This is a genomic window from Parabacteroides chongii, assembly GCF_029581355.1.
GTDB lineage: Bacteria > Bacteroidota > Bacteroidia > Bacteroidales > Tannerellaceae > Parabacteroides > Parabacteroides chongii.
On sequence record NZ_CP120849.1, the window covers coordinates 5,837,346 to 5,850,399 of the forward strand.

Annotated in this window: 10 protein-coding genes; 7 read left to right on the forward strand and 3 right to left on the reverse strand. The window is 44.6% G+C overall.

Translation table 11 applies throughout. The features are described from left to right. Positions 1 to 32: 32 nt before the first annotated feature. From P3L47_RS22550 to P3L47_RS22565, 4 genes are all read left to right on the forward strand, one after another. A complete protein-coding gene (locus P3L47_RS22550) occupies positions 33 to 1,160 on the forward strand; it encodes an aspartate aminotransferase family protein (protein ID WP_277782199.1) in 1,128 nt (375 codons plus the stop codon). A gap of 133 nt (positions 1,161 to 1,293) precedes the next feature. Further along, positions 1,294 to 3,600 (forward strand): S9 family peptidase, encoded by a 2,307-nt coding sequence (locus P3L47_RS22555; RefSeq protein ID WP_277782200.1) that lies wholly within the window; start codon positions 1,294 to 1,296, stop codon positions 3,598 to 3,600. Between the two features lie 35 nt (positions 3,601 to 3,635). After that, a complete protein-coding gene (locus P3L47_RS22560) occupies positions 3,636 to 5,492 on the forward strand; it encodes a mechanosensitive ion channel family protein (protein ID WP_277782201.1) in 1,857 nt (618 codons plus the stop codon). Positions 5,493 to 5,594: 102 nt separating this feature from the next. Next, positions 5,595 to 6,152: a copper resistance protein NlpE N-terminal domain-containing protein gene (locus tag P3L47_RS22565; RefSeq protein ID WP_122363388.1), complete on the forward strand. Its 558-nt coding sequence runs from the start codon at positions 5,595 to 5,597 to the stop codon at positions 6,150 to 6,152. Between the two features lie 100 nt (positions 6,153 to 6,252). On the opposite strand, the gene P3L47_RS22570 is transcribed toward P3L47_RS22565, so the two are convergent. Beyond that, entirely contained in the window at positions 6,253 to 7,467 is a 1,215-nt protein-coding gene (locus tag P3L47_RS22570; protein WP_122363389.1) for a C1 family peptidase, read from the reverse strand. 114 nt (positions 7,468 to 7,581) lie between these two features. Between P3L47_RS22570 and proC the strand changes: the two genes are divergently transcribed. Continuing rightward, complete coding sequence (proC, locus tag P3L47_RS22575) at positions 7,582 to 8,385, forward strand: pyrroline-5-carboxylate reductase (RefSeq protein ID WP_122363390.1); 804 nt, start codon at positions 7,582 to 7,584, stop codon at positions 8,383 to 8,385. A 182-nt stretch (positions 8,386 to 8,567) separates the two neighbouring features. On the opposite strand, the gene P3L47_RS22580 is transcribed toward proC, so the two are convergent. Further along, a complete protein-coding gene (locus P3L47_RS22580; RefSeq protein ID WP_277782202.1) occupies positions 8,568 to 9,743 on the reverse strand; it encodes a proline dehydrogenase family protein in 1,176 nt (391 codons plus the stop codon). Positions 9,744 to 9,850: 107 nt separating this feature from the next. Continuing rightward, entirely contained in the window at positions 9,851 to 11,482 is a 1,632-nt protein-coding gene (pruA, locus tag P3L47_RS22585; RefSeq protein ID WP_122363392.1) for an L-glutamate gamma-semialdehyde dehydrogenase, read from the reverse strand. Positions 11,483 to 11,670: 188 nt separating this feature from the next. Here pruA and P3L47_RS22590 point away from each other — a divergent pair, with 188 nt between their 5' ends. Further along, positions 11,671 to 11,859 (forward strand): ferredoxin, encoded by a 189-nt coding sequence (locus tag P3L47_RS22590; RefSeq protein WP_122352205.1) that lies wholly within the window; start codon positions 11,671 to 11,673, stop codon positions 11,857 to 11,859. A 133-nt stretch (positions 11,860 to 11,992) separates the two neighbouring features. Continuing rightward, the gene (locus tag P3L47_RS22595) at positions 11,993 to 12,997 is read left to right on the forward strand and encodes a L,D-transpeptidase (RefSeq protein WP_277782203.1); all 1,005 of its coding nucleotides are present in this window, start codon (positions 11,993 to 11,995) and stop codon (positions 12,995 to 12,997) included. Positions 12,998 to 13,054 lie beyond the last annotated feature (57 nt).

Consider the following 13,054-nt stretch of genomic DNA (forward strand, 5'->3'; position numbering starts at 1 on the left):
TGTTACTAATTTTCAATTATCAATTTTCAATTATGAATTTATTCGACGTATACCCTTTATTTAATATAGAAATAGTAAAAGGCAAAGGATGCCATGTATGGGACAGCGAAGGTACAGAATACCTCGACCTGTATGGCGGCCATGCCGTTATCTCCGTCGGTCATAGCCATCCTACTTATGTAGCTGCTATCACCGATCAAGTGAACAAATTGGGATTTTATTCCAACTCCGTCATCAATAGCCTGCAACAAAAACTGGCTGACAAGTTGGGAAAAGCTTCCGGTTATGACGATTATTCCTTGTTCCTGATCAACTCCGGTGCCGAAGCAAACGAAAATGCGTTGAAACTGGCTTCCTTCCACAATGGGAAGAAACGGGTAATCGCTTTCAAGCACGCTTTCCACGGACGTACTTCTGCTGCCGTTCGCGTCACTGATAATCCGAAGATCATCGCTCCGGTCAACGAAGACTTGGCTGTTACTTACCTGCCGTTAAACGATGCGGTAGCTGTTGAAGCCGAATTGCAGAAAGGGGACGTTTCTTCCGTTATTATTGAAGGTATCCAGGGTGTCGGCGGTATCCAGCTTCCGACAGACGACTTCATGAAGGAATTGCGTGCTTTATGTACCAAATATGAAGCATGTTTGATCCTGGATGAAATCCAGTCCGGTTACGGTAGAAGCGGAAAGTTCTTTGCCCATCAATATGCTGGTATCCAGCCGGATTTGATTTCGGTAGCCAAAGGGATCGGTAACGGTTTCCCGATGAGCGGTTTGCTGATCAGTCCGATGTTTAAACCTGTTTACGGCATGCTGGGAACGACTTTCGGAGGTAACCATCTGGCTTGTGCTGCTGCTATCGCTGTATTGGATATCATGGAAAACGAGAAGTTGGTTGACAATGCAGCCAAAGTCGGAGAATTCCTGATCGAAGAGTTACACAAACTGCCGGGAATCAAGGAAGTTCGTGGTCGCGGTCTGATGATCGGTATCGAGTTTGAAGAATCGATCAAAGAAGTACGTAGCCAGCTTCTTTTCGAAGAAAAAGTATTCACCGGGGTTGCCGGAACCAATACAATCCGCCTGCTTCCGCCGCTTTGCCTGACAATGGATGAAGCGAAAGAATTCCTTGCCCGTTTCAAAAAAGTACTGAATAAATAAATACTTAATTGCATCTTTATATAAGAAATCCACCTCCGGGCTCCCGGTCGGTGGATTTCTTTCGTTTATGTTTGACCATCTCATAAAACATTCCGTTCTTTGTAGGTATAAAACATTTAATAAACAAATATATATGAAACTTTATAAACTCATCTTTCCGGTAGCCTGTTTCCTGTTAGCCGGAAACATAAGCAACGCACAAATCATGCCTTGGGAAAACCGGACGGAAACAGACGAGTATTCACTTGCCTCCAATGAAAAGACAGAAATACGGGGCAAACTATACCTGGAAGATGTACTTACCGGACGTTTGATCCAAACCAAAGGGGTCGGAGCCATGAACTGGATGAAAGACGGAGAACGGTACAGTCGCCTGGAGCAAAATAAAAAAGACGGCGGCATGGATGTGGTAGCCTACCGGGCCAAAGATAATACCCGTGAAGTGATTATCCCCTCCACCCTATTTATAAACCCATTAACCGGAAAACGTATTGGAATGGGTAGCCTCTCCTGGAGTAATAACAACGACAAGGTACTGATATTTAACAATACCAAACGGGTTTGGCGGTATAACACCCGTGGCGATTATTGGGTACTCGACCTCACCGATAAAAGTCTTCGCCAATTGGGTAAAGGACTACCCGAATCGTCTATGATGTTCGCCAAGTTCTCCCCCGACGGAACTCGGGTAGCATACGTCTTTGAGAATAATATATATGTAGAAGATATCAATACCGGCAAAAGAACACAGTTAACCAGCGATGGAAGTCAAACAATCGTAAACGGCACGTTCGACTGGGTATATGAAGAAGAATTCAGCTGCCGCGACGGTTTCCGCTGGAGTCCGGACGGTAAGTACATAGCCTACTGGCAAAGCGACACGGAAGGGACAGGTGTATTCGATATTATCAATAATATAGACTCCATCTATCCAACCATCCAGCATTTTCCCTATCCGAAAGCCGGTACTGCCAATTCTGCCGTAAAAGTAGGATACATCCCGGCTGAAGGAGGAACAACTACCTGGATCGATATCCCCGGAGATCCCCGCAACAATTACATCCCCCGCATGGATTTTATCCCGGAAAGCAATGAACTGTTCATCCAGCAACTGAACCGGGAACAGAATACCAACAAAGTATGGATCGCCCGAATCGGCAGCGCCACACCGGAAAATATCTTTACCGACAAAGATGCCGCATGGCTGGATACGAACGACAACATCCTGTGGCTGAAGAATAACCAATTTTTCACCTGGGAAAGTGAACGCAGCGGATGGCGTCATTTATATCGCATTAGTCGTGACGGAAAAGAAATAGCACCCATTACCAAAGGTGATTTCGACTATATCCAACCGGTTGGAACCGATCTTCAAAAGGGACTGGTTTATTTTATCGCTTCACCGGAAAACTATACCCAACGTTACCTGTACAGTGCTAACCTGTTCGGTAAAGGAGATGTGAAACGTCTGAGTCCGGAAAGCCAGCCGGGACAACACCGCTATAACATGTCACCGACGGGAAAATGGGCGGTACACACCTACAGCAATTCAGTGACACCACCGATGATCGATATGGTATCATTCCCCAAAAACCAATCCGTCCGTATACTGGAAGACAATGCAAAGGCTAAAGAACAATATGAAGCTCTGGGATTGAATCCGAAAGAGTTTGTCAAAGTAAAATCAGGCGACCTGCTACTGGATGCCTGCATGATCAAACCTGTAGGCTTCGATCCGTCAAAGAAATATCCGGTAATCATCGAAGTCTATGGCGAACCGGCGGGATCGACCGTACAGGACGTATGGAACGGCGGTGACCTTTGGAATCAATATATGACCAACCTGGGATATATCTATGTCAGCATCGAAAACCGTGGAGCGAATGCACCACGCGGGCGTGAATGGCGCAAATGTATCTATGGAGAAGTCGGCACATTCGCATCCGAAGATCAGGCACGCGGCATACAAGACCTGGGACGACAATATTCGTTTATCGACCTGTCCCGCATCGGCATCAACGGATGGAGCGGCGGCGGCAGCCAGACCCTGAACTGCATGTTCCGTTATCCTGAAGTATTCCATACCGGTATTGCGATCGCAGCTGTTGCCGACCAGCGTCTGTACGATACCGTTTATCAGGAACGTTACATGAATACGCCACAAAACAATCCGGAAGGCTATCGCAAAGGTTCGCCCATCACCTATGCCGATGGATTGAAAGGAAACTTACTGATGATACACGGCACCGGTGACGACAACGTACATTACCAAGCCTGCGAAATGGTAGTGAACGAACTGGTCAAACACGGGAAGATATTCAGCCAGATCAGCTATCCGATGCGTAGCCACGGTATCTACGAACGCGAAGGTACGACACTGCATCTGCGGAAAAGTATGGCTGATTACTGGTTAAAACATTTGCCTGCCGGAGGTAAATAAAATACAATTAATTAAAAGTAGAGAGTAAAAGCGCTATGAAACGTTTGGTGTTATGTTTTGCCGCCCTTGCGGTTATATTCCTTATGCCGGGTCGGGCTGCATCCCAGATCAGAGAAAAGGCCGAAGGATTACTGAATGCTGTTATTGCAGAGAATAAGACAGATGAGATCCCAGCCGATTCTTTATCTATCCTGGCAGAAATGCATCGCAAAGATTCTATCAGGATGCAGGAGCTGGAACTTCAGTTACAGGAGATGAAGCTAAATGAAATCATGCTCCGCTCCGAACGGGATGATGCGTTATACAAACATATCACAACCGATTCGCTGAAAAAAGAAGAGCAACGCCGCAGTATCGATTCACTGAGGACACTGACACCCGGTGTTCCTCTTATTATCGACGGTGATACACTTCTTACTTTTTATGCCAAAAGAGGGGGTGTATCCGCCTATGACCGGACAGAGAATGCCGTCAATATGATCCTGAAGATCGGCAAAGACCTCAGCCTGAAAAACGACTCCGTATATTTGTTCAGAAGCGAATACCAAACGGATATCATGTATGGGGAAAAGGTGATACTAAGTGTCACTGACCAGGATGCTCTTTGGCTGAACACGGAAAGGGATGAACTAGCCAAAACATACCTGTTTGTCGTCAGTGATAAAATACAGTCACTGAAAAAAGAACATGGTATTCTCCAGGTTACCAAACGAGTTGCCTTGTTTATCCTGGTGCTGGTTGTCCAGTATCTCCTGTTCAAGCTGACCAACTATCTGTTCAGAAAACTACGCCGTCGTATCATCTGGCTGAAACAGAACAAACTCAAGTCCATCACCATACGGGATTACGAATTTCTGAATACCCATCGGCAAGGAAGGATACTTATATTCCTGAACAACATCCTTCGTTATATAGTATTGCTGATACAGCTCATGTTCAGTGTCCCGATGCTGTTTGCCATATTCCCGCAAACAGAGAATCTGGCAATGAGATTATTCACTTATATTATCGAACCGATCAAAATGGTTCTCAAATCTGTAGTTGAATATATTCCTAATCTGTTCATCATCATTGTCATTTATTACTGCGTAAAATATATCATTAAGGGTATTCAGTATATAGCGAATGAGATCGAAAGCGAGAAACTGAAAATCACCGGATTCTATCCGGACTGGGCACAGCCCTCTTTCAATATTATACGTTTCCTGCTGTATGCGTTTATGATCGCCATGATCTATCCCTATCTGCCGGGGTCTGACTCAGGCGTATTCCAGGGTATTTCAGTCTTTGTCGGACTGATCGTTTCTTTGGGATCAAGTACGGTTATCGGAAATATCATCGCAGGTCTGGTCATTACTTATATGCGTCCGTTCAAACTGGGTGACCGCATCAAGTTAAACGAGACAACAGGGAATGTGATTGAAAAAACACCGTTCGTCACCCGTATCCGCACACCGAAGAATGAAGTGGTTACCATTCCGAACTCATTCATCATGTCGTCACATACAGTCAATTACAGCGCGTCCGCCCGTCAGTTCGGCCTGATCATTCACTCGACCGTCAGTATCGGATATGATGTTCCCTGGCGCCAGGTCCACCAATTACTGATCGATGCGGCACGTTCCACTCCGGGTGTTATGCCACATCCGAAACCTTTCGTTCTGGAAACGGAATTGCAGGACTATTATCCCTGCTATCAAATAAATGCCTATATAAAGGAGGCTGATCAATTATCGCAGATATATTCCGATCTGCATCAGAACATACAGGATATATTCAATGAAGCGGGCATAGAGATCATGTCGCCTCATTATTATGCAGAACGTGACGGAAGTGCCATCACGATTCCTTCTGAGTATCAGAAGAAGCCGGACAGCCCGGATAAAAAATAAGAAACAGCCTGTCATATAGTTAAAAAAGTCCTCCTGCAAAACAAAATGCAGGGGGACTTTTGTTATAACGGCAAAGTCACTAATAAATAAAAACGCAGAATAATGAAAAAGTATTTTATCGCAGTAGCAGCTCTGGCTTTATTAGCTGCATGTAGCGGGAAGAAAACAACCGAACCCGCTTTAATAGAAGAAGAAAGCGTAACAGTAGCTGAAGCGGTACCTGATGCACCGGCTTTACCTGAAATAACAGGGAAAACAACCAAGCCTGTGAATATGCGTGATTCGCTGAAGGTTGACCCTAAAAAAGGAACTGTTATCCAAAAAAAATACAAGGGTACATTCCCGGCAGCAGATGGCCCCGGCATCGTTTATGACCTGACTTTGTTCTATCAGCAGGATAGCGACGACGGTGTTTACGAAATGGATGCCACTTACCTGGAAGCCGAAAACGGACAGGACAAGACATTCTCTTCTACCGGTAAACGCCAGGTAAAACATGGCACACCGAACGATTCAGAAGCTGTTGTTTATGAATTGATCCCCAGCGACGGAAGTATGACATTCTATTTCCAGGCAGAGGGCGACAGTCTGACACTATTGAATCAGGAATTGCAAAAAGCAGCATCCGATCTGAATTATACCCTGATATTAGTTCCGTAAATAAGCAGATCTTTAAATAAGCACATCTTTGTATAAATAGAAAAGAGGCGCCCCAACTCCTACCGGGAACGCCTCTTTTCACATTTTATGATACAAATAATTACTTGATACCTAATTTAGATTTAATAGCTTTAGGCAGTGCATCTTTGTGAACAACAATATTCATCGTTTTGTAACGTACGAATGCTTTTGAAGCATACCAAATACCGTTATATTTATTAGATGTCCCCCAAGAGTTTTTCACCATGTAATATTCGTTTCCTTCCTGATCTTTGGCAATACCGTAGATCTGCATGCCATGGTCGTCGGTAGTTTCCCAATTATCGTAAGCCAACTGGCGTTCTGCCTGCGTACACCATTTCTGCGGTTGCGGTTTCGTATTCAATTTCTTTTCTTCCGGTTTCATCTTCAACCAATGAGCCATGTCCGATCCGCTCAGTTCCTGTACCTTTTCGTTGTCAGGCATAACAGCTACACCGTCGCGGGTAAAGCCGGACTCACTTACGTCGGATCCCCAGGCAATCGTATAACCTGTATTGATCGCATTGTCGAACACTTCCATGAACTCGTCGATCGGCAGGTTGTAAGACAATGCGTGACGCCAGTTATCCTGGATTTCCAGCGAAAACTGCGTATAGAACGGATGATGCGTATAAGAAGTCAACGATACATAATCCGACGGTTTTAATCCTGTAGATTCATAGAATGACTTCGGAGTGTATTCCTTTCCCTTATAAGTAAACTTTTCCGGAGCTTTTCCCAGATAGATTTCATGTACGGCAGCTACAGCCTTTTTCCACAACAGGTTGTAATTCTCGTCATACTGGAATTTTTTTACTTTACCGCCGGCCATAGCACCTACCATAGCATCTGTGAGGGCAGACAACTCTCCATGGTTACTCAATGTATCGCTATACATCACCCCGGGGCGCATTTCTTCTTCCGGCACCAAACCGAAAGCTTCCATTCCGTAAATCACATCATAGAAAGACCCACCCTGCGAGAATGAAGCATCACCATGAGTACGGACAGCCATATCGGCACGATCCTGATAAGTGTGGTAAACGGTAAACATCTCTGAAAGATCATATTCTCCCTTTCCCATACGAAGCAATTCCGATTCCAGGAAAGCCATGGTAGAGTAGCACCAGCAAGTACCTGCCCGGTTCTGATTCTTAATGGATGTAATCGGGTTTTCCTTTACGGTCGTAAAAATGAAACCTTCTTCTTTTTCTCCTTCTTTTTCTTGTGCTCCGACATTTGTTGTAGAGAACGCACAAGCCAGCATCAGGCTGGCAGCAATAAGTTTCTTCATCTTTTGTTTTCGATTATATTAGCAATTATACATTTTGAGGCAAATGTACGGGTTTTATTCCTTTTTTCCATACTTTTGCAACTCATGATTTTACAATTATAAATAAACGGAGACATGAAAATAACTATTATCGGAGCCGGAAATATCGGTGGTGCTATTGCCCGGGGACTGGCAAAAGGAAATATGTTCAAAGCATCGGATATCACCTGTACGGCACAGTCGCAAGCAACATTGGATAAGATCAAAGCTGCCAATCCTGATTTTGTCGTATTATCCGACAACATCGAAGCCGTGAAAGGAGCCGACATCATTGTCATAGCAGTAAAGCCCTGGCGGGTGGAAGAAATTATCGACCAGATAAAAGGCGTACTCGATTCCGACAAACAGATCATTGTTTCAGTAGCTGCAGGAATCACTTTCGAGACACTGAATGCCTATCTTACGAAGAAAACCAGTTACGAAGACTGGGTGACACCGGCGCTTTTCCGCATCATGCCCAATACGGCTATCGAAGTATTGAGCAGCATGACCTTTGTCTCTGCACACAATGCATCGAAAGAGCAATGTGACCTGATCATCAATATATTTAATGAACTGGGAAATGCCATGCTGGTGGAAGAACGTCTGATGGGTGCCGGAACAGCGTTGGCTTCCAGTGGTATTGCTTTTGCCCTCCGCTATATCCGTGCTGCGATCGAAGGCGGTGTAGAACTCGGCTTCTACCCGAAACAGGCACAGGAGATCGTTGTTCACACGGTAAAAGGGGCTACGGACCTGTTACTGGAGAATAAAAGTAATCCCGAAATGGAAATAGATAAAGTGACTACTCCGGGCGGCATTACGATCAAAGGTTTAAATGAAATGGAAATGTCCGGCTTCACCTCATCTGTGATCAAAGGATTGAAAGCAAGCAAGTAAATTCCGTACAACATACTTTCAAAAAAGTGTTTCACCCTAATGGAACAACTGTTTCTTCCTAATGGAACAACTGTTTCTTCCCAATGAAACAACTGTTTCACTAGGGTGAAACACTTTTAGCAACATAGCAACCGTTTAATCCATCAATAAATTTATCAGCCTTTCCTAGTTATGACGGCTGATTATTGTTTTACTTTTTTACGGCGATTCAACTCAGACTGCAACATTTTCAGTTCACGACTGGTCTGTCCGGCTACCGACGTATTTTCTTCTGCCCGGCGGATCAGGTAAGGCAAAACTTCCCTTACCGCTGCATAAGGTACATATTTCGTCACGTTATATCCTTCATGTGCCAGATTGAATGAGATATTATCACTCATTCCCAACAACTGGGCAAAAAAGATACGCGAATCATTCCTGTCAAGCCCCTTTTCATCTATCAGTTTTGCCAATTTATAATTACTCTCCTCATTATGTGTCCCCATAAACATTTCCATATGATCCAAATGATCCATAGTAAACCGCACGGCTGCATCAAAATTCTCATCCGTTGCCTTTTTATCTTTACAGATCGGATCGGGATAGCCTAAAGCAGCTGCACGTGCACGTTCGGCTTCCATATAAGCACCCCTCACAAACTTGACTCCGGCAATATACCCTTTTTCCGTGGCATCATCCAGGATACGGCGCAGATAAGGCATACGGTCGTGGCGGTACATTTGCAAAGTGGCAAATACGATCGCCCGCTTTTTATTGAATTTCCGCATCGCTTCATCAGTCAGTTCATCCAGGGCATCCTGGAAACAGTAATCCTCTGCATCGACGATCAAACGGACATCATTCTCATACGCCTGCTGGCAAAAAGCCATGAAACGTTCTTTGAATTTACGAAATTCCACCACCTCCTCGATAGTCAGTTCGCTGCGTTTTTCGGAAGCCTTTGCCAGTAATTCATCCGTTATAATAGTAGAAGGTTTGAATACGGCATAAGCCAAGTTGTCGTTTCCCTTGGCAAAGTCGATCGAACGTATCGTCTCTTCAAAGGTAGCCTGAATCCCCTCGGGAGTCTGTTCACCCTCGGCAGAGAAATCGAGCGTAGAACGCACATTGAACTTGCGAAGATGGTCAATAGCCTTCGTACAATCCTGCAAGGTCTCACCACCGACAAACTGTTTATACAAGGTTGGCTTTACTGCCCACGCAAGGGGAAAATGAATTTTTAAGGCGATATTACTAGCGAAGCTGGCACATTTTACCAACCACGGATATTTGATTGTGTTGAATAGTAAGTAAGCGTTTTTCAGTTCAGACTGCGATTTGGATGAAAATGCAATCTCGGTATTATTAAAGTCTAACATAGTATTTGAGTTAATTGAAATTTGAGAATTGAAAATTGAAAATTAAGAACCGGGATTAGTATTTCTTCTAATTATCCATTCTCAATTTTCAATTTTCAATTTGTAAACTATTTTTCTCCTAAGAACGGATAGCCGTAAGAAGTAGGCGGGACCAAAGCCTCTTTGATACAACGAGGATTCGTCCAGCGGATCAGGTTCAACGGACCACCAGCCTTGTCGTTCGTACCGGAAGCTCTCGAACCGCCGAACGGCTGCTGTGCAATAACGGCACCGGTCGGCTTATCATTGATATAGAAGTTACCTGCCGCATAACGGAGCTTATTGAAAGCTGTGTCGATCGCATACCGGTCGCGTGCAAAGATTGAACCGGTCAGACCGTACGGAGAAGTGCGGTCGCACAGTTCGAGCGTTTCTTCATATTTATCGTCATCATAGACAAAAATAGTAATGACCGGCCCGAAGATCTCTTCCACCATGCTCTTGAACATCGGATCAGTCGTCTTGATAACAGTCGGTTCAACAAAATAGCCTACCGATTTATCACCATTACCGCCAAAGACGATCTCTGCATCCGGTGATTGTTTCGCATAATTGATATAGCTCATGATATTATCGAACGAAGCCTCATCGATAACAGCATTGATAAAGTTCGTAAAGTCCTGTACATCTCCCATCTTGATCTCTTTCAGCATATCCCCTACCAGGTCTTTTACTTCTTTCCACATGGAAGCAGGAATATAAGCACGTGATCCGGCAGAACATTTCTGTCCCTGATATTCAAAAGCACCGCGAACGATAGCCGTTGCCACGTCCAAAGCCGGAGCAGACGGATGAACAAAGATAAAGTTCTTTCCTCCTGTTTCACCGACAATCTTCGGATAAGATTTATAATGGCCGAGGTTTTCCCCCATCTGACGCCATAGCGTATTGAATGTTGCAGTAGAACCCGTGAAATGGAAACCAGCCAAATCACGGCTGCCTGTTACCACCTTACCGATCACACTGCCCTGTCCCGGAATAAAATTGACTACGCCGTCCGGAAGCCCGGCTTCCTGGAACACCTTCATCAACAAATAATTCGAATGGATAGCTGTTGTAGATGGTTTCCATACAGCCACATTCCCCATCATAGCCGGAGCCATATTCAAGTTGCAGGCGATAGAGGTAAAGTTGAACGGTGTCAACGAGAACACAAAACCTTCCAGGGCACGATATTCCATCCGGTTCAGGATGCCCGGTTCAGAATAAGGCTGGTCGGCATACACCTGACTCGCATAGAACGTGCTGAAACGCAGAAAGTCGATCAGTTCGCAAGGAGCGTCGATCTCCGCCTGGAACGGATTCTTGCTTTGTCCCAGCATGACAGAGGCATTCAACAGATAACGATATTTTGTAGTAAAAAGCTCCGCCACCCTTAGCATTACGGAAGCACGTTCGACCCAAGGCAGTTCCGACCAGTCTTTGTGCGCTTTCATAGCGGCATCGATGGCCATTTGTACCTCTTTCTCACCAGCTTTATGGTAAGTTGCCAATACATGGTGGTGATCGTGTGGCATAACCACTTTACCGGTATTTCCGGTACGAACTTCTTTTCCTCCGATGATTAATGGGATATCCCATTCTTCATCCGACAATTGCGCTAATGTCTTTTTCAATGCTGCTTTTTCACTCGATCCGGGTGCATACGATTTTACCGGCTCATTACCAGGCTTAGGAAATCTAAAAATAGCGTTATCCATGTTGTTTTAGTTTATGAATGGTTAATCAATGATTTTATCTATGCTGTAAACGTAGTAAAATAATTTTAAATCAGAGGGTTTAATGCGTTAAATTAGTTTTAATCGGACAACTGTCTTTGTACCGGACACATCAACATTTTCTTTGCTATATCTGTTATTAGGATATAATCATCTTAAATGTATAAAGTATGGCAATTAAAAGTGTTTGGATAGAAGAAGACTGCATCGCTTGCGGTACTTGTGAAGGCATATGCCCGGAAGTTTTTCATGTAACCGACCGTTCCCATGTAAATGAAGGAGTAAACTTCAACGATTTTGAGGAAGGGATCAAAGAAGCTGCAGAAAGCTGTCCGGTCAGCGTTATTAAATATGATTAAGTGAGGATGGACCACTCACCGTTTGACAGAGTAAAAAGTAGAGAGGTTATTCCATCCGGGATAACCTCTTTTTCTGACGGTATTCGCGGTTATTCCGATAAAAAACCGTATATTCACAAAAAAGATAATTGGGATGAAAAGAGCTGTTATATTTCCGGTATTCTGTCTTATTCTGTTTAGCTACTGTACGACAAAAACGGACAGAGCGGTCTCCAGCGGAGAAGCTCTCCCGGACTCGACGACCATAGTAACAGTGGAAGAGATCGATACGTTCCCTAAAGAGATCATCCTGGAAAAAGAGTTACTTTACGACCAGCATACCCTGGCGGACACATACCCTTATAAAGATACCACTCGGGAATTTCAGTGGGACAAAATAAAAGAACGTCTCTCCTGGCTGGAATCTATCCAGAAGAAACCGGCGACCTGGTCAGTCCTGCAGAATTACAGGAATAAAAACGGAGAAGCCCCGCTGGTAAAAAATTATCACAGGGATTCCTACCGGCGTATTGCAGATTCTTTAGGTGTCGAACGTTTCCAGGGCGTTCCTCTTTACCTGACGGCGGACACCTCCGTACCTGAACTCTACGGCAGAGACGGTGCTCTGGTTAAACATTTGGAAGATTATACGAATTTCACGAAAGTAGCCTCCGTACATACCGGAAAGGAATGGATGATCCCTAAAAAATATATTAAGACCATTCCCGACACAATCATATTCAGAAAAGCCATCTTCGTCGATACAAAGAATCAAAACATCGCCACATTGGAACAGGATGGCGATAAGTGGCTGGTTAGAAGTATGAATCCGGCAACTACCGGGTTACACAGACCACCTTACGCCCAGGAAACACCTCCCGGCGTATATGTGGTCCAGGAAAAGAAACCCCGTATGATCTATTTGGTAGACGGGACAACTGAAACCGGAGGATTTGCGCCTTACGCCAGCCGCTTCACGAATGGAGGGTATATCCACGGCGTACCGGTCAATGCCCCACGCAAAACATTTATCGAATACAGCCCATCGCTGGGCACGACTCCCCGCTCCCATATGTGTGTCCGGAACGCCACTTCGCATGCTAAATTTATTTACGACTGGGCACCGGTTTATGAGGCACTCGTTTTTGTTTTCGATTAAAAATTCTAACTTTGCAGTCTGATTCACACAGACATGCACAAAATTTTCATCTACCTG

Excerpts from the sequence above, each read along its gene's own strand:
- P3L47_RS22550 (WP_277782199.1), top strand. The coding sequence starts at position 33 with ATGAATTTATTCGACGTATACCCTTTATTTAATATAGAAATAGTAAAA.
- P3L47_RS22555 (WP_277782200.1), top strand. The coding sequence starts at position 1,294 with ATGAAACTTTATAAACTCATCTTTCCGGTAGCCTGTTTCCTGTTAGCC.
- P3L47_RS22560 (WP_277782201.1), top strand. The coding sequence starts at position 3,636 with ATGAAACGTTTGGTGTTATGTTTTGCCGCCCTTGCGGTTATATTCCTT.
- P3L47_RS22565 (WP_122363388.1), top strand. The coding sequence starts at position 5,595 with ATGAAAAAGTATTTTATCGCAGTAGCAGCTCTGGCTTTATTAGCTGCA.
- P3L47_RS22570 (WP_122363389.1), bottom strand. The coding sequence starts at position 7,467 with ATGAAGAAACTTATTGCTGCCAGCCTGATGCTGGCTTGTGCGTTCTCT.
- proC (WP_122363390.1), top strand. The coding sequence starts at position 7,582 with ATGAAAATAACTATTATCGGAGCCGGAAATATCGGTGGTGCTATTGCC.
- P3L47_RS22580 (WP_277782202.1), bottom strand. The coding sequence starts at position 9,743 with ATGTTAGACTTTAATAATACCGAGATTGCATTTTCATCCAAATCGCAG.
- pruA (WP_122363392.1), bottom strand. The coding sequence starts at position 11,482 with ATGGATAACGCTATTTTTAGATTTCCTAAGCCTGGTAATGAGCCGGTA.
- P3L47_RS22590 (WP_122352205.1), top strand. The coding sequence starts at position 11,671 with ATGGCAATTAAAAGTGTTTGGATAGAAGAAGACTGCATCGCTTGCGGT.
- P3L47_RS22595 (WP_277782203.1), top strand. The coding sequence starts at position 11,993 with ATGAAAAGAGCTGTTATATTTCCGGTATTCTGTCTTATTCTGTTTAGC.